The following is a 19,922-nucleotide window of genomic DNA, read 5'->3' as shown; positions in this document are numbered from 1 at the left end:
ACCGCCCTCGGCGGCGCGCGACGGCGTCAATTCGTCCCGCCCCCTTGGCGGGAGCGGGTCGGGTGGCATACGGTCCCGTGCAACCAGTGGGAGCGGTCCCAAACTGTCAGGCGCCGCTGGACGGCGCGCCGGACGACCGGAGCCGTTCCGCATGACGCACCCCCACATCCCCCCACACATCCCCCACCCCTCCCGCGTCCTCGCGGCCGCCTCGCCCGGGGCCGGCCGGGACGAGCAGTCCTGTGGCCCCGCCGGGAGCGCGCCGCATCCGTGCGCCGCGCGGTCCGGCCGCGCGCGGGAACGGCAGGGGACCGCGGGCGATGCCCGGCGACGGCCGCGCGACACCGGAGCGCCGCACGGCGCCACGACGGCACGGGAGACCGGCGTCCGCCGGCGCTCCCTTCCCCTTCCGAACACGGCGGCGCGCCCGGCGCCCGCACGCGGGGCGCCCGCGCCGCCGCAACCTCTGGAGGAACATCAGCAATGAGCCGCATCCGACCCCCACACCGCCGCGCGCGGCGCGCGGCACTCGCGGCCGGCGTCCTGGCCGGCGCGCTCGCCGTCGGCGCGGGCCCGCTCGGGCCCGCCTCGGCGGCCGACGCGCCCGGCACCCTCGCGCGCGTCGACAACCCCTACGAGGGCGCCCAGGTCTACGTCAACCCCGACTGGTCCGCCCGCGCGGCGGCCGAGCCCGGCGGCGCCGCGGTGGCCGACGAGCCCACCGCCGTCTGGCTGGACCGCATCGCGGCCATCGAGGGCACCGGCGAGGCCATGGGCCTGCGGGAGCACCTCGACACGGCGCTGGAGCAGGCGGGCGGCGAGCCCCTTGTGTTCCAGGTCGTGGTGTACGACCTGCCGGGCCGCGACTGCGCGGCGCTGGCGTCCAACGGCGAGCTGGGCCCGGACGAGATCGACCGGTACCGGGACGAGTTCATCGACCCGATCGCGTCGATCCTGCGGGACTACGAGCAGTACGAGAACCTGCGCGTCGCCACGATCGTCGAGATCGACTCGCTGCCCAACCTGGTGACGAACGTCTCGGGCGATACGGCGACCGCCAACTGCCAGGAGATGCTGGCGAACGGCAACTACGTCACCGGCGTCTCGTACGCGCTCGCGCAGCTCGGCGCCATCGGGAACGTGTACAACTACGTCGACGCCGGGCACTTCGGCTGGCTCGGCTGGGACAGCAACTTCGGACCGTCCGCCGACCTGTTCCACCAGACCGCGACGTCGAACGGCGCGTCGGTCGACGACGTGGCCGGGTTCATCGTGAACACGGCGAACTACGGGCCGACCGTCGAGCCGTACTACAGCATCGACGACACGGTGAACGGCACCCCGGTCCGCCAGTCGGAGTGGGTGGACTGGAACCAGTACAACGACAACCAGTCGTTCGCGCAGGGCTTCCGCGAGGAGCTGGTGCGCCAGGGCTTCGATCCCGGGATCGGGATGCTGATCGACACCTCGCGCAACGGCTGGGGCGGTCCCGACCGTCCCACCGGGCCGGGGCCGATGACGGATGTGAACGCGTACGTCGAGGCGAGCAGGACGGACGGGCGCATCCACACCGGCAACTGGTGCAACCAGTCCGGTGCCGGTCTCGGCGAGCGCCCGACGGCCGCACCCGCGCCGGGGATCGACGCCTACGCGTGGATCAAGCCGCCGGGTGAGTCGGACGGCGCGAGCGAGGAGATCCCGAACGACGAGGGCAAGGGCTTCGACGAGATGTGCGACCCGGCGTACCAGGGCAACCCGCGCAACGGCAACAACCCGTCCGGCGCCCTGCCGGACGCGCCGCTGTCGGGCGACTGGTTCTCCGCGCAGTTCCAGGAGCTGCTGGCCAACGCCTACCCGCCCGTGAGCTGAACCGCCCGCTCCGGTCGTCATGACCGGACGGCACGGCAGTGAGCCAGGCAGCCACCCCCGGCGCCCACCCTGCGCCGGGGGTGGCGCTGCGTCACACGAAAGGGGTAATTGACCACTCTCCGTATCGATGACTACGCTTCGTACATGCCTGACACGCCTTACTCCACAAGCTCACGCCGGCACACGACGCACACTTCGGCCGCCCTTGGCGGGCACGGCGTCCATCCGCCGCCCCTGGCACCGGGCGAGCTGCGCGGTCACAGCGGAACCAGGGCGGAAGGCACAGCCACGGACCCCGGCGGACCGCCCACGGCCTTCAGGCTCCGGGGCGAACACGGTCCCCGCGCGGCAGCGGCACCTGACCGGCTGCGACGACCACCGTCACGCGGCCACGGGCCGCCCCGGACGGACTGCCTCGCCGTATCAACGATGCCCAGCTCGTCCGGGGTGCCCCGGGCGGCGACGCGAGTCGGAGGCGTCCGGCACCGGGCGAACGCCGGGGCCACGACGGACGCAGGGCGGACGGCACGGCCAGGGGCGCCGGCGGACCACCCACGGCGTTCCGGCTCGACGGCGGGCAGGGCGTTCGCCCTCTCCGACCGGTCGCTGACGCTGGTCAGATCGTCCCCGACGACGCCCGGCACGCCGGTGCCCTGCCCCGTGGCAGCGCGCGGTCGGCCGGACGCGGCGGAGGCCCTGCCCATCCCGCCGACCGCCGGTGTGACGGACTGCCGGCGCCGTCCGCCATGCCGGGGCGGGGAACCCGGGACCCCTCAGACGAAGATCTCGACGGCCGTCCAGACGGCCAGTCCGAGCATGCACAGCCCGCCGACGCGCTGGACGATGCGCAGCGGCACCCGCTTGGCGATGAACTGCCCGGCGAGCAGGGCCAGTGCCGAGACGCTCATCAGGGCGACGGCCGAACCGATGGCGGTGGACAGGGCGCCGTTGGTCGCGGCGAGGTTGGCCGTCGTGATCTGTGTGAGGTCGCCCCACTCGCTGATGAACACGGCCATGAACGCGGTGGACCAGACGGGCCAGAAACCGGTGACCGTGCGCGCCGGGCCCTCGTCCTCGTCGTCGTCGCCGCCCCCGCGCAGGAGGAGGAAGGCGCCGAAGGCGAACAGGAGGGCCGACACCAGCTTGACCGACCAGTCCGGCAGCAGGCCGAGCAGACCACCGGCCGCGACGGCGATCGTGACGTGCACGACGAACGCGGAGGAGGTGCCGAACCAGACGTACAGCGGGCGCATCCGGGTGCCCATGGCCAGGGACGCGAACATCGTCTTGTCCGGCAGTTCGGCCAGGAAGATCAGGCCGAAGGCCGTGACGATCGCGACAGGGTCGAGTGACATGGGAACGAGGCTCTCTGTGCGGGCCGGACCTGCGGCACCGCGCATCTCGACCGGAGACGTGGGAGGACCACTCGGCCCGGCACGATGGATCGCCGCTCCCCGGACAGGGGGAACGGACATGTCATGCCGAAGCCGAAGGTCTCGTCCGCCGGCGCGTGACCGCGCCGACCCGGCGACCGGGCCCCCTGGAGGGCCGGTATGTCGACCGCCGGCGTTGCGGGACTACTCCCCTTCGCTGCGGCCACAGTACCCGCCACGGCACCCCGGGAGAAGCGCGGTCCGCCCCCGGCGGGCAGCACGGCCACCCCCGCGCACCACATACGGCACGAAGACGCCAGGCCCGGGATGTCCCGTTTCCAGCAGGCATCCGGCCAGACGGGCGGGGCGCCGAGCGCGACGGGGCGCGTGGCGCACATCACGCGGCGCACCCCGCCGGGACCGGGCGCCGCACCGGAACCGGCGTGACACGTGACCGCCCCCGGCCGCGGAAGCGGCACGACCAGGGCCGCCTCGCTTCCGCGAGGCGGAAGCGCGGGGGCCGTCCCGGAATCCATGAGCCGTCGTGGCTCGCGGCCCGACGTGGCGCGCGCGGCCGGGCCGCCGGAGCCGTGCCGTGCCCCGGGGGCTCCGGTGGCGGGACGCCTGCCCCGGGCCCGGCGGCCCGGGAGGGAGGTCGGCGTCCCGCCGGGCCGGAGGGCCCCGCGGCGCGGAACCGGTCAGGATGACGCGCGTCGCACCAGCTCCGTCGGCAGGACCAGGTGCGGTCCCTCGGGCTCGTGGTCGTGGATCTGCTGGAGGAGCGCACGGGTCATGGCGCGGCCCATGCCCTCCATCGGCTGCCGCACGCTGGTGAGCGGCGGGTCCATGTGCCGGGCGAGCGACGAGTCGTCGAAGCCGACGAGCGCCACGTCGCCCGGTACCGTCCGGCCCAGTTCGCGCAGCGCGCGGCGGGCGCCGATGGCCATCGGGTCCGACGCGCAGAACACGCCGTCCAGATGGGGCCGCCTGCGCAGCAGCTCCCGCATGGCCGCGTGCCCGCTCTCCTCGGTGAAGTCGCCCATGGCGACCAGCTCGTCGTCCGGCCGCTTCCCGGCGGCGCGCATCGCCTCGCGGTAGCCCTCCAGACGGCAGCGGGCCGCGTACATGTCGGACGGGCCGGTGATCGTCGCGACGGTGCTGCGGCCCCGGCCGAGCAGGTGCTCGACGGCGAGCTGGGCGCCGCCCTCGTTGTCGCAGTCCACGTGCGGCACCGGCTCGTCGGCGGACCTGCGGCCCGTCATCACCACCGGCAGGCCCATCTCGGCCAGCTGGTCCGGCAGCGGGTCGTCGCCGTGGACGGAGACCAGGAGGACGCCGTCCACCCGGTTGCTGGCCGCGTACTGGGCGAAGCGCGCGCGTTCGCGCGGCGCCCTGATCAGGGTCAGCAGGAGCTGGATGTCGGTGTCCGCCAGCTCCGCGCTGACCCCGCGGATGATCCCGGAGAAGAACGGCTCGGCGAACACGCGCGCCTCGACCTCGGGGACGACCAGGGCGATCGCGTTCGACCGGTTCGCGGCGAGCGCACGGGCCGCCTGGTGCGGCACGTACCCCAGGTCCGCGATCGCCGCCTCCACGGCGGCACGGGTGCGGTCGCTCACCCGCGGAGACCCGTTGATCACCCGGGACACGGTGCCGCGTCCCACGCCCGCGCGGGCCGCGACCTGCTCCAGGGTAGGTCTCCCATCACGGCCCATGCCCCGTCTTGCCACTGCCATCGCCACCTCCCGTTTGCGCGCCAGGCTCCAACTACATCACGGAATACGACACGTGGGGCCCAACGGCTTGACACTCACGAGGGCCTCGGGAACCCTTCAACCCAGCAAGATTGGGAGCGCTCCCACGCCATAGGAACCCTACCGAACCCGTACGTTCCGACCCCAGGACCTTTCCCCCCACGCCTCGTTACACCAGCTGGGAAGGCAACGTCAGTGTGCGCCAGGAGGACGAGCCGTCATGCGCAGTAAAGTCCGTTCCACCCACCGGCCTTCACGCCGGACCTCCAGAGCCGTGGCTCTGGGCCTCACCGCAACCCTCGCCACCGGTCTGCTGGCCGCCTGTTCCAGTGACGACGACGGAGGTGACGACGACGCGGGCGGTGAGATCACCCTGCGCGTCGGCGTCTTCGGCCAGTTCGGCTACGAGGAGTCGGGGCTGTACGAGGAGTACATGGACCTCCACCCCGAGATCACGATCGAGCAGGACTCGATCACCGAGAACGGCGACTACATCGCCCAGCTCCGTACCCGCCTCGCCCAGAACAGCGGGCTCTCCGACATCCAGGCCATCGAGGTCGGCAACATCGCCGAGATGACCAGCGAACTCTCCGACGCCTGGGTGGACTTCGGCGAGTACTCGGACGTCGACACCGGCCACTTCGCGCCCTGGAAGATCGACCAGGCCACCGACCAGGAAGGCCGGATCATCGGCCTCGGCACGGACATCGGCCCGACCGGCATCTGCTACCGGACCGACTACTTCGAGCAGGCCGGGCTGCCCACCGACCGCGAAGAGGTCAGCGCCCTGTTCGCCGACGGCTGGGACGCCTACCTGGCGGCCGGCGAGGAGTTTGCCGCCGACGGCCCGGACGACGTCGCCTGGATGGACTCGGCCGGCGGCATGTTCAACGCGGTCGTGTCCGGCTTCGAGGAGCGGTACTACAACGACGCGGGCGACATCGTCTACCAGGACAGCGACGCCGTCAGCACCGCCTGGGACACGGCGGTCGAGGCCTCCGAGGCCGGACTGACCGACGCCCAGCAGCAGTTCACCGAGGAGTGGGACCGGGCGTTCGCCAACGGCGCGTTCGCCACCGTCGCGTCCTGCCCCGCGTGGATGCTCGGCTACATCCAGGAGAAGGCGGGTGACGCGGGCCAGGGCCTGTGGGACGTCGCAGCCTCCCCCACCCCGTCGAACTGGGGCGGCGCCTTCATCGGCGTCCCCGAGGCGGGCGACCACCACGAGGAGGCCGTCGCGCTGGCCGCCTGGCTGACCGCGCCCGAGCAGCAGGCAAGGGTCTTCACCGAACGGGGCAGCTTCCCCAGCTCCACCGAGGCCCAGCAGAGCCCCGAGGTGCAGAACGCCACGCACCCCTACTTCAACGACGCCCCGATCGGCCAGATCTTCAGTGCTGCCGCGGCGCAGATCCCGTCGAGCCCGATCGGCCCGTACGAGCAGGTGATCCAGGAAGGCATCACCGACGGCCTGCTCCTCGTGGACCAGCAGGGCGAATCGCCGGACAGCGCCTGGGACAACGTCGTCAGCAGCCTGGACAACGCACTCGCGGAATGACCCGGGACAGGTGGACAACCACATGACGACCGATCACGCGAAGGCCGCGCCCCCCGCACCGTCGGGGGGCGCGGCCCCGCGCCCGAAGTCCGCGCGCCGGCGGACGCCCTCCCCAGGCGACGACGCCAGGCAGGCCCGCAGGACGGCGCGCCGTTCCCGCCGCTACCGGTGGGACCTCAAGTACAGCCCGTACGCGTTCATCTCGCCGTTCTTCCTGTTCTTCGCCGCGTTCGGCCTCTTCCCGCTGCTCTACACGGGCTGGGCCTCGCTGCACCAGGTGTCGCTGAGCCACCCGAACGACATGGAGTGGGTCGGCTTCGACAACTTCACGCGGCTGTGGAACGACGAGTTCTTCTGGGACGCGCTGACGAACACGTTCACCATCGGCGTGCTCTCGACCGTCCCGCAGCTCGCGATGGCGCTCGGCCTCGCGCACCTGCTCAACTACCGGATGCGGGGCAGCATGCTGTTCCGCGTCGCGATGCTCACGCCGTACGCCACCTCGGTGGCGGCCGCCGCCATGGTCTTCTCGATGCTCTACGGGCGGGACTACGGCGCGATCAACTGGGCGCTCGGCCTGGTCGGCATCGACAACGTCGACTGGCAGTCCGGCCAGTGGTCCTCCCAGTTCGCGGTGTCCAGCATCGTGATCTGGCGCTGGACCGGCTACAACACCCTGATCTACCTGGCCGCGATGCAGGCCATCCCGAACGACCTGTACGAGTCCGCGTCGCTGGACGGCGCGTCACGCTGGCAGCAGTTCCGGCACGTCACGCTGCCCTCCCTGCGGCCGACGATCGTGTTCACCATCGTCGTGTCCACCATCGGCGCGACCCAGCTGTTCGGCGAGCCGATGCTCTTCGGCGGCGGCGACGCGAACGGCGGAGCGGGCGGCCAGTACCAGACGCTGGGCCTGTACCTGTACGAGATGGGCTGGTTCAACCGGCATCTGGGCCGCGCATCGGCCATCGCCTGGACGATGTTCCTGCTGCTGATCGTCATCGGGCTCATCTACTGGGCGGTCTCCCGCTGGGTGAGCCGCAGCAGCGGCGAGGAGGACTGATGGCGACCACCACCGAGACCCTGCGGACGGCCGGCGCGCCCGGCCAGGCGGCGGTCCCGCCCGACGGCGGCCGGAAGCGGCGGCGCGCGTCCCAGGCGGGGCGGCAGCTGCACGCGGGCTGGCTGACCTATCTGATCCTCGGCGTCTTCACGATCGGCTCGCTCTACCCGCTGGTCTGGCAGATGTTCGCCGCCTCGCACACGACGGCGCGGCTGGCCGAGACGACGCCGCCGTTCTGGTTCGGCGACCGGCTGTTCGACAACCTCGGCAGTGCCTGGGGCGACGCCAACATGAGCCGGGCCGTGATCAACACGATCTTCGTCGCCGGCACGATCACGCTGTCCACGGTCCTCTTCGCCACCCTGGCCGGCTTCGCCTTCGCCAAGCTCCGCTTCCGGGCGAAGAACCTGCTGATGATGATGGTCATCGGCACGATGATGGTGCCGCCGCAGCTGACGGTGGTCCCCATGTTCATGGCCATCGCGAACCTGGAGTGGACCGACCACCTCCAGGCGGTCATCCTGCCGATGATGGTGAGCGCGTTCGGCGTGTTCTTCATGCGGCAGTACCTGGCGCAGGCCCTGCCGAGCGAACTGATCGAGGCGGCCCGCGTGGACGGCGCCCACAGCCTGCGGATCGTGTGGCACGTCGTCTTCCCCGCGGCGCGGCCCGCGATGGCCGTGCTGGGCATGCTGACCTTCGTCATGGCGTGGAACGAGTTCTTCTGGCCGATCATCGCGCTCACCCAGCAGAACCCGACGGTGCAGGTCGCGCTCACCAACCTGGGCCGCGGCTATGTGCAGGACCAGGGTGTGGTCATGGCCGGTGCGCTGATCGCGACGCTGCCCCTGCTCATCGCCTTCGTCATCTTCGGCAGGCAGATCGTCGGCGGCATCATGAACGGAGCGCTCAAAGGCTGAGCACCCCGCCCCGCCCTGTTCGATACCCTTGACACGAGCAAGATTGGGAGCGCTTCCATGACTGAAGAACAACCTCGTGCCTTCCCCGGGGGCTTCCTCTGGGGATCGGCCACCGCCGCGTACCAGATCGAGGGAGCAGCGTCCGAGGACGGCCGCACACCCTCCATCTGGGACACCTTCTGCCGCACGCCGGGGAAGGTGCACGAAGGGCACACGGGCGACGTCGCCTGCGACCATTACCACCGGTGGCAGGAGGACCTCGACCTGATGGCCGGGCTCGGCCTGGGCGCCTACCGCTTCTCGGTCTCCTGGTCCCGCGTCCAGCCCACCGGGCGCGGCCCGGCGGTCCAGCGGGGTCTTGACTTCTACCGGTCGCTCGCGGACGGCCTGCTCGAACGCGGCATCACGCCCTCCCTCACCCTCTACCACTGGGATCTCCCCCAGGAGCTGGAGGACGCGGGCGGCTGGCCGGTACGGGAGACGGCGGAGCGGTTCGCGGAGTACGCGGTCATGGTCGGCGAGGCCCTGGGCGACCGGGTACCGCTGTGGACCACGCTCAACGAGCCGTTCTGTAGCGCGTTCCTCGGCTACGGCTCGGGCGTGCACGCGCCCGGCCGTACGGAGCCCGAGTCGGTCCTCAAGGCCGCGCACCACCTGAACCTGGCGCACGGCCTCGCCGTCCAGGCGCTCCGCTCGGTCCTGCCGGGCGACCGGCAGATCGGCATCACGTTCAACCCCGGCGTCGTGCGCCCCTCGACGGAGTCGGAGGCGGACCGGGACGCCGCGCGGCGCATCGACGCGCTCCAGACCCGGATCTTCTCCGACCCGGTGCTGCACGGCGCCTACCCGGCCGACCTGCGCGCGGACACCGCCGGTGTCAGCGACTGGTCGTTCGTACGGGAAGGGGACGAGGCGGTCATCCACCAGCCGCTGGACTTCCTCGGGCTCAACTACTACAACCCGCTGCTGGCGTCGGCGGCCACGCCGGGCGACAGCTCCCTGCGCAACGACGGGCACGGCTCCTCCGACCACTCGCCGTGGGTCGGCTCGGAGAGCGTCGAGTTCCACGCCCTCCCGGGCGAGCGCACGGACATGGGCTGGCCCATCGACCCGACCGGGCTGACGGACCTCCTGGTCCGCTTCTCCCGCGAGGTGCCCGGCCTGCCGCTGTACGTCACGGAGAACGGCGCGGCGTTCGACGACAAGCCCGACGCCTCCGGCTCGGTCCACGACCCGGAACGGATCGCCTACCTGCGCGGGCACCTCGGCGCCGTCCTGGACGCCCGTGCGCAGGGCGCCGACGTGCGGGGCTACTACGTGTGGTCCCTGCTCGACAACTTCGAGTGGGCCTACGGGTACAGCAAGCGCTTCGGCGTGGTGCACGTCGACTTCGAGACGCTGCGGCGCACCCCGAAGGCGAGCGCGCTCTGGTACGCGGAACTGGTCCGCACGGGCGAACTCCCCGGTCTCGACTGACCGGCGGCGCCCCGTACGCCGCCCCCGGCTCCCCCCGCCCCTCCCGGAAACCTCCCCGGCCGTCCCCGGCCCGGAGCCGGGGGCGGGGGGAGCCAGGGTGAGGCGTGCGGGAGGATCGCTGTCCCCGGCCCGGCGACATCCCGGGGAGCGCGCCGGAGAGACACCCGGCCGGCGGAGGAACGCGCGTCCGCCGAGGAGCCGGTCGAGAAGAGTGAGCAGGCCGACGGGCACGAGGGACCGCGCGGTGCGGCGGCGGGCTCCACCCGCGCCGCGCCGGACCGGCGGGCCGGGGACGCCGACACCCACTGTCCCGGCAGTCCCGGCAGACCCGGCCCTCCCGACCGCACGTGGCCCGTGTCCGGCCGCCCGGCTCCTGGCCTCCCGTCCGGGTCCCGGCGGAGCCATCGTGCCCGGCGCCCCGCCCGGCCGGACACAGCCTCCGCCGCCCCGTCGTGCCGGTACGCCGCCGCCCTGCTCACCCGTTGCCACTACTGTGATCTCCATGTCACTCACTGTGACATGACCCACTGACAATCGCGCCCGTCAGGCGAACGATCCCTCGGGAGGCGGGGGCGACGCCGAGGCCGTCGCATCCGTCACGGCCTCGGCCCCGCCCGTGAAGTCCCGCAGCTCACCGCCCGCGAGCACCCGCGCCGTGAACGGGTCGCCCGCGCACCGCCGGACCAGTTCCGGCAGCGGCAGTTCCCCGTCGGCGGCGAGCAGCACCCCGTTGCCGAAACGCTTCCCCCGCAGCACCGCGGGCTCGGCCATCAGGCAGACGTGCGCGAAGCGGGCCGCCACCGTCGCCGCCTGCCGCCGCAGGTGGGCGAGCGGCGGGCCGTCCGTCACGTTGACGGCGTACCAGCCGCCCGGCGCGAGCACGCGCCTGACCTCGTCGAGGAACTCCACGCTGGTGCAGTGCGCCGGTGTCCGCGCGTCGCTGAAGACGTCGGTGATCACCAGCCCTGCCCAGCCGTCCGGCAGCTTCCGCAGCATCTCCCGCGCGTCCACCGCGCGGACCCTGACGCGCGCCCCGTCCGGCAGGGGCAGTTCGCGGCGCACCAGTTCGGTCAGCCGCGCGTCCGGCTCGGCGACCTGCTGGGCCGACCTCGGCCGCGTCACCGCCACGTAGCGGGCGAGCGTCAGGGCGCCGCCGCCGAGGTGCGCCACGGCGAGCGGCCGTCCCGGCGGCGCGGCCAGGTCGGCGACGTGCCCGAGCCGCCGCTGGTACTCGAAGACGAGGCGGGTCGGCGCGTCCAGGTCCACGTGGGACTGCGGGGCGCCGTCGAGCAGCAGCTCCCACGCGCGCGGCCGGTCGGGGTCGGGCACGAGCCGCGCCAGCCCGCCGCCGACGGGCTCGCTCAGCGTCTCCCGGCCGCCCGCGCGGCGCCCGCGCCTCACCACCGGGCGCTCCGGCGCGGATCCTCACATGTCCTGGTCGTCACACACACCAGTGTGACGACCCGCCGGGGCGCCGCGCGCCGGGACCGGCGGGAACGGCCCCCGCGGCACGTGTCACTGGCAGCGGTCGACGACCCGCAGCATCGTGACGGCCTCGCTCAGCGCGGCGCGCAGCCGGTGCGGCTCCGTCGCCTCCTGCCGGGCCCCGTCCGGTGGCACCAGCCAGCCGCTGCCCGTCACCGGCGGCGCCTCGCTGCCGCACCGCGCGGCCGTGTACGTCTGGGTGCACGCGCTGCCCGGCAGGTCCCAGCGCTCCGCCGTGCCCGGCGGCACGAGGAAGCCGAGGGTGTCGCCGTCCCTGTCGTGCAGGACGGGTCCCACTCCGTGCCGGATGCGCAGGATGTCAGCGGCCTCCAGCCCTTCCCTGGCCGGGACGGTGACCAGATCACAGGGCGGCGTTTCGCCGGTGTCCGCCATGGTGTGCCTCCTCCGAAGCTCTCGGTCCGCATGTTCAACGCGCGACCTTGTCAACGGCTACGGGCCGATACCGCCGGAAAGGCTGGCAGTTCATGGCGGATCGCGGGCGACTCGCGGAGATACGCCCGGAATCGGCGGATACGGTGGCGGCCGCGACCGATACGGTCCGCACCATGGCGACGTCACCATACGCGTCCCGGACGAACGGCCCCAACCGGGTGTTCCGGGCGCTGCGGGGGCCGCTGTCCCCCGGCGAGTTCGCCGCGAGGGTACGGCGCGCGGCGCGTGAGATCGGCGAACGGGTCAGCTGCGACGCCCGCTACATCGGGCGGGTCGAAGCGGGCGAGATCCGGTGCCCTAACTACGCCTACGAACGGGTATTCCTTCATATGTTCCCCGGCCGTTCGCTGACAGACCTGGGGTTCGAACCCCGGCAGGCGGTGCGCGGACGCCGACCGGGGCCCGTTCCCCCTGCTCCCCCCACCCCGACGGCGGCATCCGTACACGCGACCGCGCGCCCGGCCCCCCACCGGGAGCCGTACCCCGGTGCCCCGCCGGACCACGTCCTGGCGGATCGCACCGACGACTTCGACGACTCCGATGACTTCGACGACCCGGAGGAGGGCGACGTGCTGCGTCGCGTGTTCATGACCGGTGGTCCCGCCGCCGTCGCGTCCCTGACCGCCCTGGGGACGCTCCCGGCGGCCGCCGCCGCACCCACCGCGCGCCCCGGCCGCACCGAGGCGGCGGCGCTGACGGCCGCCGTACGGGACATCCGCCTGCTGGACGACCGGCACGGCGCCGACGCGCTCTACCGGCCCGCCGGCGCGGCCCTGCGCACCGCGCACCGGATGCTCGACGCGGGCGCGCGCCGCACGCGCGTCGATGAGGAACTGCACTCCGCCGCGGGCGAGCTGGCCCTCTCCGTCGGCTGGCTCGCGCACGACTCGGGGCGCCTCGCCGACGCGCGGTCGCACTACGCCGAGGCGCTGGCCACCGCCCGCGTGAGCGGCGACGCCGCGCTGGAGGCGCACGCCTTCTGCAACGCCGCCTACCTCGCCCTCGACGCCGGCCGCCCCCGGGAGGCCGTCCGCGCGGCGCAGGCGGGGCAGCAGGCGGCACGGCACCTCGGCAGGCCGCTGCTGCGCTCGCTGCTGGCGCTGCGCGAGGCCGGGGCGTGGGCGGCGCTGGGCGACCGCGGTGGCTGCGAGCACGCGCTCGCGCGGGCGCGCACGGCGTACGAGCAGGCGCCCACGGGGCCGGGGGCGAGCGCCGCTCCCGAGTGGATGAGCTTCTTCAACGCGGCGGAGGCGGCGAGCCTGGAGGCGGGCTGCTGGGCCGCGCTCGGCGACCGCGGGCGGGCCGCCGCCGGTTCGCGGCGCGCGGTGGACGCCGCGCTGCGCGAACCGCACTTCACCCGCAACGTCGCGCTCTACTCCGCCGAGCTGGCCGAACGCCTCGCCGCCGACAGCAGGCCCGAGGAGGCGGCGGTCCACGGCGGGCGCGCCCTCGACCTGCTGGCGCAGGTGCGGTCCGCGCGCGTCGTGTCGCTGCTGTCCGCCACGGCGGCCAGGCTGCGGCCCGCACGCCGCGACCAGCTGGTGTCGTCCTTCCTCGACCGGCACGCGACGCTTCCGGCGGCCGCCTGACCGGACGGCGCGCGCGCCCCGTGGCGGGGCGCGCGTACGGGCGTGCGGGGCGGGAGGCCCGTACGCGCGCCCCGGGGTGCCCCCGCGCCCCGGCCCGCGCGCCGCCTCGCATAAGAGGGGCGGGAGCGGGAAGCCGCAGGGGGCACGGGCACCGGGCCGTTCGCGCCGGGCCCAGGAGGTGACGCGTACGCCATCCCCACACCCCCACCCACGCGGAGACCTGTCCGGCACTGTCCTGTCCGGCAATCCGCCCCCCGACCGATCAGAGTCCTTCCAGGGAGCAGCGCCTCCGCACCGATCGGCACCCCGGCACCGGCACGAGCCCCACCGCCGGTCAGGCGGCCCCGTCGAGGTGCCCGGTGTCGTTCCAGCGTTCGATCGCGGGGCCGCCGTACGCCGAGGTGAGGCCGCACAGCGCCGCCGGATCGAGCCGCAGCCGCGCGGCGAAGGACACGTCCTCGCCGAGCCAGCGCGCCGCGACGGCGCGCGCGATGTGGCCGTGCGCGAAGACGACGGCGTCGCGGTCGGCCGACCTGGCCCAGGCCACCACCTCGTCGGCGCGCGCCGCGAGCGCCTCCAGCGTCTCGCCGCCGGTGACGCCGTCGCGCCAGATCAGCCAGCCGGGGCCGCGCCGTTCGGCGATCTGCGCGGGCGTGCGGCCCTCCTCGTCGCCGTAGTCCCACTCGCGCAGCGCGTCCCAGTCGGCCGCGCGCCCGCCGAATCCGGCCAGCTCGCAGGTCTCGCGCGCCCGGGAGAGCGGGCTCGTGCGGACCTCGGCGTCCGGGAGGCCGTGCCACGGCGCGGCCTGGAGCCGCCGGCCCAGCGCCTTGGCCTGGTCGCGGCCCTCGTCCAGCAGGGGGACGTCGGTGTGTCCGGTGTGCCGTCCGGACACCGACCAGGCCGTCCGTCCGTGTCGGACCAGCACGAGGCGCGCCGCCATGACCATCCTTCCGTTCGTCACATCGGTCACTCATCATCTCGCAGGCAACCGCAGGGGTCGCCCCTGGCGTCTGTTCCAGCACCCTTCGGCTTACGGTTGGGTGTGGTTCGCCTGACCGTGACGGGCCCGGCCGCCGCCAGACGACGCGACGTGGCGTGACGTGACGAAGTGAACACCAGGAACATGGAGTACGAGCGTATGTGTCGAGACCGGCCACGCTGGTGGACCGAGCTGCTGCTGATCGTCATCGTCTACGGCGCGTACTCGGGCGCGCGCCTGCTCGCGCGGGGTGATGTGAGCACGGCGGTGGACAACGGGCTCGCGATCCTCCGCATGGAGCGCGCGCTCTGGCTGCACCCCGAGGTGCCGCTGAACGAACTGTTCACCCAGGAGGCGTGGCTCGGCGTCCCCTCCTCCTTCGCGTACGCGTCGCTGCACTACATCGTCACGCCCGCCGTGCTCATCTGGCTCTTCCGCCGCAGGCCGCTGCACTACCGCCTGATGCGCACCTGGCTCCTCACCTCCACGATGCTCGGACTGATCGGCTTCACGCTGCTCCCGACCTGCCCGCCGCGGCTGCTGCCCGGCGGCGAGGGCTTCGTCGACAGCCTGGCGCAGTACAGCCAGTACGGCTGGTGGACGAACGACGCGAGCGCGCCGAGCGGGATGGGCGACTTCACGAACCAGTTCGCCGCCATGCCCAGCCTGCACGTGGGCTGGTCGCTGTGGTGCGGCGTCGCGCTGTGGCACTACGGGTCGCGCTCGCTGTGGCTGAAGACGGCCGCGCTCGCGTACCCGCTGCTGACCACCATGGTCGTCATGGGCACCGCGAACCACTACTTCATGGACGCGGTCGCCGGTGTCGCCGTGATGACCGCGGGCCTGCTCCTCGCCCGCCCGCTGCTGCGGCTTTCGGAGCGCATACAGGACCGTCTCGGCACCGCCCGGCCGGTGCCGGGGACCGAGCACGACAGCCTGCCGTCCGGCCGCCTCGCGGCGCGGGAACTGTCGCGGCCCACGGGCGGACGGGTCGTGGCGCGGCACAATGGACCGGCGCGGGAGCCCGCGGCCCCGCCGTCCTGACGGCCGCACCGCCGCACGCACCGCCGCACCGCCGCACCGCCCAGAGGGAGAGCGACCATGTCCGAGTCCGGTCCTGCACGCGAGCCGTCGTCCGGCCGTCCGCCGCAGTACCGCAGGCCCGCCGCCCTCTTCTTCGACCCCCCGGCGGACCAGGCGGACGACGAGCACTTCTTCGCGCTGGAGACCCTGACCGACCCGCACGAGCTGATGGAGCGGGCGACCGAGCTGGCGGTGGCGTTCCAGGCGGCGGCCGACCGCGCGGTCGAGTTCCAGGCGACGGCGGCGGCCCAGCTGGCCGATCCGCAGCGGTTCGACCGTCTGACCGCCGCGGCCGTCGCCGACCGCGCGGGCTGGACCGAGGACTACGCCGTCAAGATGATCGCCTACGGCCGTGAGCTGCAACGGCGTCGTCCGTAGCGGATTTTTCTTCTGCGCCGTCAGGGTGCTAGAGTCAACGACGTCAGCAAGCGCCGCTAGCTCAGTTGGTTAGAGCAGCTGACTCTTAATCAGCGGGTCCGGGGTTCGAGTCCCTGGCGGCGCACAGACAGGGGAGCGCCCCACCAGCCGGAGACGGCGGGTGGGGCGCTTCTCGTTGTGCCGGGCCCCCGGACCGGGCAAACGCGCCGGTCGGCGGGGGCGGGAGATTCCCGGAGTGCGGGACAGCGGCGCGGACCGGACCCTACGCTCAGGGCATGACCACATCAGAAGCCGATCCGATCAGCGAACTCTCCGGGCACATCGAGGCGACCCTGGCGGCCCTGGCCGCCATGCCCGACGCCATCGCACGCGAACGCGCCGCACGCCGGCTCGTGGACGAGGTGATACCCGGCGCGACCCGCAGACTCGCGGCCGTGCGGCGCGAGGTCGTCGTCGGCTTACGGGACGAGCGGTACAAGCTGCGGGAGATCGGCGAGATGCTCGGCCTGTCCGTGTCGCGCGTGAACCAGATCGCGCGGGGCAACAAGTGACGCCTCCCGCGCCGCCCGCCGGAGGCGCCGCTCAGCCGCGGGTGACCTTGATGTCCCAGCCGCCGGTGGCGGTACGCTCCCCCACCTCCACGCGCACGCCCGAGCCCTCGTCGTAGTAGCTCTCGCCGGTCTCCAGCGGGGCGTCGGCGAGCCGGGGGTGGACGGAGCCCGCCTGGCAGGCGCTGGTGCCCGGATGGCCGTCGAGGACCTCCACCGGGCCGTCGGCGGACGCGACGTCGCTGCGCACGCGGTAGAGCAGGACGCCGCGGGTGCAGCTGCTCGCGTCGTTGCCCGTGGGCGTCCTGGCCTCGGCGACGAGGGCCTCGGACGGCCCGGTGCGGATGACGGCGAGCCGGAGGTCGGAGCCGGGGCCGCCGGGCGCCAGGGGCGCGCCGAGCGGTTGCAGCGTGTGATGGCTGGCGCCCGGGGAGCGCACACAGGCGACATGGCCCGCCGTGAGCCAGCCGAGCTTCCACTTGTGCCAGCCGAACAGCTCGGGGGCCAGGCCGAACTGGCTGCCCATGAGGTCCCAGTCCCCCACATGGGTGTCCCAGTCGCCGAAGCCGTCCTCCGGCCGGTCGTACAGGTCCGGCAGGTCGAACACATGGCCGGTCTCATGGGCGAGCACATGACGGTCCGGCGGGCGGCGTTCGAAAACGGTCACGATCCGCCGGATCTCGGCGTCCCCGACCAGCACGGGGCTGTCGAAGTTGACCACCTTGGTCGCGTCGGAATCCACGCCGGGGGCGTCCGGATCGGCGACGAGGTAGACGACGTCGTACGCCGCCAGGTCGACGCGCGGCGCCACCGCGCCGAGCGCGTCCCCCAGGTAGGCGGACCGTTTCTCCGGCTCCCAGTCGCGCTGTATGCCGTACGCGCCCGACCGTTCGGGCATCTCGATCCACTCGCCGACGACGGTCTCGCGCAGGTCGAGCTGTCCATAGGAAGCGGTGTCGAAGTAGTCGGAAGTCGCCGGGAAGTAGTCACGGGCGATCCGCTCCGGAGTGCTACGCGGTTCGGCGTCCGGGAAGGACAGGAAGAGCATGACGGCCCGCAGGGTGCCGACCGGGCGGGGGTACTCCTCGTTCCACCCGGCCACGCCCTCCGAGTGGTGGACGCCGCTGCGCGGCAGGCTGCACGGCTCGTCGGCCACCGCGTCGGGTCCCGGCCCCGAGGTCAGCGTCGTGCCCATGACGGCGGCCAGAACCGTGAGGACGGCCGCCGGGCGGCGGTGGGAACGGCGCACTTCGACCTCCCGTACGGGCCGTAGGGGACACCGCCACCACTCTGTTCAGATTTGCCGGGGAATGACCTGTTTCACTAGGCCGCCCGAGTCATGGGCAATACGATTACCCTGCGTATTGTTCAATCGAGAACGATCGCGTCCGTCAACCGCTCGGGCAGAAACGGTCAACCAATCGAAACGTAGTCGCCCGCTCACCACGCGCCGACCGGCGCGGTCGGCAGAAGCACTGGCTCCACCCGCTTCCCAGCCTCTATGATCGCCACATTTCCAGCGCGGATACGCGGGCGGACGGGCGGGAGCGGCCGTCGGCGGCATCCACCAGGCGACCAGTGCCCTCCGGGAGCGATCGGTGAACGGACCCCCCCAAGGACCGGGCCAAGACCCCGGCGGCGGCCCCGGCCTGGGCGCCTCACCGTTCACGGAGAGTAAAGTTCACCGTGATTACCAGGCCGCCTTCCGGATCGCCCAGCTGCCGATGGCACTGGTGGGCAGATCAGGGCATATCGTCTCGGCCAACCCCGCGTTCGGCCTGCTCCTCGGCGTCGAGCCCGCCTCGCTCGCCGGGCTGCGCGCCGACTCGGTGACCGGCCTCGGGCTCGACGGCCGCACCCGCGGCTCGTACCACGCCGTGCTGCGCGGCCACAGCGACCGCATGCGCTGCACGCGCCGCCTCAAGCACGCCGACGGGCACACCCTGTGGGCCGAGGTGACCGTGCTGCCCATCGAGCGCGGCGACTCGGCGGCCCTGCTGACCGTCCAGGACATCAGCGAGCGCCGCGACCTCCAGGAGCGCCTGCGCCACATCCAGATGCACGACCCGGTGACGCGGCTGCCGAACCGCGCCCTGTTCTTCGAACGCCTCACCGCCGCGCTCGCCGAGTCCGCCACCGGCCGCATCGGGCTGTGCTACCTGGACCTCGACGGCTTCAAGGCCGTCAACGACACCCTCGGCCACCGCGTCGGCGACCAGCTCCTCGGCGCCGCCGCCCAGCGGCTGGCGCACTGCGCGACCGGCGCGGGCGGCCACCTGGTGGCGCGGCTCGGCGGGGACGAGTTCGCCGTGCTGGTGGAGGGGTCGAGCGGCACCGAGCAGCTGACCGGCCTCGCCGAGGCGCTGCTGACGGCGCTCCAGCGCCCGTTCGACCTCGCCGGGCAGCGGCTCGCCGTCTCGGCGAGCATCGGCGTGGTGGAGCGCGAGTCCGCCGGGACGACGGCGACCGGCCTCATGCAGGCCGCCGACACGACGCTGTACTGGGCCAAGGCGGACGGCAAGGCGCGCTGGACGCTCTTCGACCCCGAGCGCAACGCGCACCGCATGACGCGGCAGTCGCTGTCGTCCACGCTGCGCCCGGCCGTGGAGCGCGGCGAGTTCCGCCTGGAGTACCAGCCGATCGTCGGACTGGCGGACGACGTGGTGCGGGGCGCGGAGGCGCTGGTGCGCTGGCAGCACCCGCAGTTCGGGCGGCTCGGCCCCGACAAGTTCGTGGGGCTCGCCGAGGAGAACGGCGCGATCGTCCCGCTGGGCCGCTGGGTGCTGAACGAGGCGTGCCGCCAGGCCCGCCGCTGGCAGCTGGAGGCACCGGGCCCGCCGCTGTTCGTCAGCGTGAACGTGGCGGTGCGCCAGGTGTGGGACTCGGACCTGGTGAGCGACGTGGCGGCGGCGCTGCGCGACTCGGGGCTGCCGTCCGGGCTGCTCCAGCTGGAACTGACCGAGTCGGCCGTCATGGGCTCCGCGGGCCGCCCGCTCCAGGCGCTCCAGGCGCTCTCCGACATGGGGGTGCGCATCGCCATCGACGACTTCGGCACCGGCTACTCGAACCTCGCCTACCTCAGCAGGCTGCCCGTGCGCGCGCTGAAGCTGGACGGCACGTTCGTCCGCGGCTTCCGCACCGCGCGGCACCTGAACCCGGCGGACGAGACGATCGTGACATCCCTCGTGCAGCTCGCGCACAAGCTCGGCCTCACCGTCACCGCCGAGTGCGTCGAGGGCCCCGCGCAGGCGGAGCGGCTGCGCCGCATCGGCTGCGACACCGGCCAGGGCTGGCACTACGCGAAACCCATGTCCGCCGACCACCTGACGCTGCTGCTGGCCGCCCGCGGCTGACGCCCGCGCGCGCACCCTCGTGCTCTGGACCGGCCGCCCCGCTG

General features: G+C 73.3%; 16 protein-coding genes and 1 tRNA gene. 11 read left to right on the top strand and 6 right to left on the bottom strand.

Annotated features, from left to right (window positions below):
- Window positions 1-483: 483 nt before the first annotated feature.
- Entirely contained in the window at window positions 484-1,869 is a 1,386-nt protein-coding gene (locus ACL02R_RS11490) for a glycoside hydrolase family 6 protein (protein WP_412796752.1), read from the top strand.
- 773 nt (window positions 1,870-2,642) lie between these two features.
- Here the strand turns inward: ACL02R_RS11490 and ACL02R_RS11485 are convergent.
- Window positions 2,643-3,224 (bottom strand): TMEM165/GDT1 family protein, encoded by a 582-nt coding sequence (locus tag ACL02R_RS11485; RefSeq protein ID WP_412796751.1) that lies wholly within the window; start codon window positions 3,222-3,224, stop codon window positions 2,643-2,645.
- 716 nt (window positions 3,225-3,940) lie between these two features.
- Window positions 3,941-4,978 (bottom strand): LacI family DNA-binding transcriptional regulator, encoded by a 1,038-nt coding sequence (locus ACL02R_RS11480; protein ID WP_412796750.1) that lies wholly within the window; start codon window positions 4,976-4,978, stop codon window positions 3,941-3,943.
- A 292-nt stretch (window positions 4,979-5,270) separates the two neighbouring features.
- Here ACL02R_RS11480 and ACL02R_RS11475 point away from each other — a divergent pair, with 292 nt between their 5' ends.
- From ACL02R_RS11475 to ACL02R_RS11460, 4 genes are read left to right on the top strand one after another with little or no spacing between them, the layout of a single operon-like run.
- Window positions 5,271-6,551, top strand: a complete 1,281-nt coding sequence (locus ACL02R_RS11475; protein ID WP_412796749.1) for an extracellular solute-binding protein — start codon at window positions 5,271-5,273, stop codon at window positions 6,549-6,551.
- Window positions 6,552-6,573: 22 nt separating this feature from the next.
- Window positions 6,574-7,614: a carbohydrate ABC transporter permease gene (locus tag ACL02R_RS11470; RefSeq protein ID WP_412796748.1), complete on the top strand. Its 1,041-nt coding sequence runs from the start codon at window positions 6,574-6,576 to the stop codon at window positions 7,612-7,614.
- A complete protein-coding gene (locus ACL02R_RS11465) occupies window positions 7,614-8,534 on the top strand; it encodes a carbohydrate ABC transporter permease (protein ID WP_412796747.1) in 921 nt (306 codons plus the stop codon). Before ACL02R_RS11470 ends, ACL02R_RS11465 begins: the two co-directional genes overlap by 1 nt.
- A 57-nt stretch (window positions 8,535-8,591) precedes the next feature.
- A complete protein-coding gene (locus ACL02R_RS11460) occupies window positions 8,592-10,010 on the top strand; it encodes a GH1 family beta-glucosidase (protein ID WP_412796746.1) in 1,419 nt (472 codons plus the stop codon).
- Between the two features lie 543 nt (window positions 10,011-10,553).
- On the opposite strand, the gene ACL02R_RS11455 is transcribed toward ACL02R_RS11460, so the two are convergent.
- Both ACL02R_RS11455 and ACL02R_RS11450 read right to left on the bottom strand, forming a co-directional pair.
- On the bottom strand, window positions 10,554-11,411 hold the full coding sequence (locus ACL02R_RS11455; RefSeq protein ID WP_412796814.1) for a spermidine synthase: 858 nt from the start codon (window positions 11,409-11,411) through the stop codon (window positions 10,554-10,556).
- Window positions 11,412-11,525: 114 nt separating this feature from the next.
- Window positions 11,526-11,888 (bottom strand): hypothetical protein, encoded by a 363-nt coding sequence (locus ACL02R_RS11450; RefSeq protein WP_412796745.1) that lies wholly within the window; start codon window positions 11,886-11,888, stop codon window positions 11,526-11,528.
- 173 nt (window positions 11,889-12,061) lie between these two features.
- On the opposite strand from ACL02R_RS11450, the gene ACL02R_RS11445 reads away from it, so the two are divergent.
- A complete protein-coding gene (locus ACL02R_RS11445; RefSeq protein ID WP_412796744.1) occupies window positions 12,062-13,537 on the top strand; it encodes a hypothetical protein in 1,476 nt (491 codons plus the stop codon).
- Between the two features lie 334 nt (window positions 13,538-13,871).
- Here ACL02R_RS11445 and ACL02R_RS11440 read toward each other — a convergent pair whose 3' ends face one another.
- Window positions 13,872-14,477: a histidine phosphatase family protein gene (locus ACL02R_RS11440; RefSeq protein WP_412796813.1), complete on the bottom strand. Its 606-nt coding sequence runs from the start codon at window positions 14,475-14,477 to the stop codon at window positions 13,872-13,874.
- 183 nt (window positions 14,478-14,660) lie between these two features.
- Here ACL02R_RS11440 and ACL02R_RS11435 point away from each other — a divergent pair, with 183 nt between their 5' ends.
- The 4 genes from ACL02R_RS11435 (at window position 14,661) to ACL02R_RS11420 (ending at window position 16,528) form a co-directional block, all read left to right on the top strand.
- Window positions 14,661-15,560, top strand: coding sequence for a phosphatase PAP2 family protein (locus ACL02R_RS11435; RefSeq protein WP_412796743.1), 900 nt, complete (start codon window positions 14,661-14,663; stop codon window positions 15,558-15,560).
- Between the two features lie 57 nt (window positions 15,561-15,617).
- Window positions 15,618-15,977, top strand: coding sequence for a hypothetical protein (locus tag ACL02R_RS11430; RefSeq protein WP_412796742.1), 360 nt, complete (start codon window positions 15,618-15,620; stop codon window positions 15,975-15,977).
- A 50-nt stretch (window positions 15,978-16,027) separates the two neighbouring features.
- Window positions 16,028-16,101, top strand: a tRNA-Lys gene (locus ACL02R_RS11425).
- Window positions 16,102-16,252: 151 nt separating this feature from the next.
- Window positions 16,253-16,528, top strand: a complete 276-nt coding sequence (locus ACL02R_RS11420; protein WP_412796741.1) for a sigma factor-like helix-turn-helix DNA-binding protein — start codon at window positions 16,253-16,255, stop codon at window positions 16,526-16,528.
- 31 nt (window positions 16,529-16,559) lie between these two features.
- Here the strand turns inward: ACL02R_RS11420 and ACL02R_RS11415 are convergent, their stop codons facing one another.
- Window positions 16,560-17,774: a M6 family metalloprotease domain-containing protein gene (locus ACL02R_RS11415; protein WP_412796740.1), complete on the bottom strand. Its 1,215-nt coding sequence runs from the start codon at window positions 17,772-17,774 to the stop codon at window positions 16,560-16,562.
- Between the two features lie 475 nt (window positions 17,775-18,249).
- Between ACL02R_RS11415 and ACL02R_RS11410 the strand changes: the two genes are divergently transcribed.
- Complete coding sequence (locus ACL02R_RS11410) at window positions 18,250-19,878, top strand: putative bifunctional diguanylate cyclase/phosphodiesterase (protein ID WP_412796812.1); 1,629 nt, start codon at window positions 18,250-18,252, stop codon at window positions 19,876-19,878.
- Window positions 19,879-19,922 lie beyond the last annotated feature (44 nt).

This window comes from Streptomyces sp. MS19 (genome assembly GCF_047200595.1).
Taxonomy (GTDB): Bacteria; Actinomycetota; Actinomycetes; order Streptomycetales; family Streptomycetaceae; genus Streptomyces.
This window is presented reverse-complemented; position numbering and strand designations above follow the sequence as displayed.

What these genes read in the sequence shown, in the direction of transcription:
- ACL02R_RS11430 (WP_412796742.1), top strand. Translation starts at nt 15,618, where the DNA reads ATGTCCGAGTCCGGTCCTGCACGCGAGCCGTCGTCCGGCCGTCCGCCG.
- ACL02R_RS11445 (WP_412796744.1), top strand. Translation starts at nt 12,062, where the DNA reads ATGGCGACGTCACCATACGCGTCCCGGACGAACGGCCCCAACCGGGTG.
- ACL02R_RS11465 (WP_412796747.1), top strand. Translation starts at nt 7,614, where the DNA reads ATGGCGACCACCACCGAGACCCTGCGGACGGCCGGCGCGCCCGGCCAG.
- ACL02R_RS11460 (WP_412796746.1), top strand. Translation starts at nt 8,592, where the DNA reads ATGACTGAAGAACAACCTCGTGCCTTCCCCGGGGGCTTCCTCTGGGGA.
- ACL02R_RS11440 (WP_412796813.1), bottom strand. Translation starts at nt 14,477, where the DNA reads ATGGCGGCGCGCCTCGTGCTGGTCCGACACGGACGGACGGCCTGGTCG.
- ACL02R_RS11420 (WP_412796741.1), top strand. Translation starts at nt 16,253, where the DNA reads ATGACCACATCAGAAGCCGATCCGATCAGCGAACTCTCCGGGCACATC.
- ACL02R_RS11450 (WP_412796745.1), bottom strand. Translation starts at nt 11,888, where the DNA reads ATGGCGGACACCGGCGAAACGCCGCCCTGTGATCTGGTCACCGTCCCG.
- ACL02R_RS11490 (WP_412796752.1), top strand. Translation starts at nt 484, where the DNA reads ATGAGCCGCATCCGACCCCCACACCGCCGCGCGCGGCGCGCGGCACTC.
- ACL02R_RS11470 (WP_412796748.1), top strand. Translation starts at nt 6,574, where the DNA reads ATGACGACCGATCACGCGAAGGCCGCGCCCCCCGCACCGTCGGGGGGC.
- ACL02R_RS11485 (WP_412796751.1), bottom strand. Translation starts at nt 3,224, where the DNA reads ATGTCACTCGACCCTGTCGCGATCGTCACGGCCTTCGGCCTGATCTTC.
- ACL02R_RS11410 (WP_412796812.1), top strand. Translation starts at nt 18,250, where the DNA reads ATGGCACTGGTGGGCAGATCAGGGCATATCGTCTCGGCCAACCCCGCG.
- ACL02R_RS11480 (WP_412796750.1), bottom strand. Translation starts at nt 4,978, where the DNA reads ATGGCAGTGGCAAGACGGGGCATGGGCCGTGATGGGAGACCTACCCTG.
- ACL02R_RS11435 (WP_412796743.1), top strand. Translation starts at nt 14,661, where the DNA reads ATGGAGTACGAGCGTATGTGTCGAGACCGGCCACGCTGGTGGACCGAG.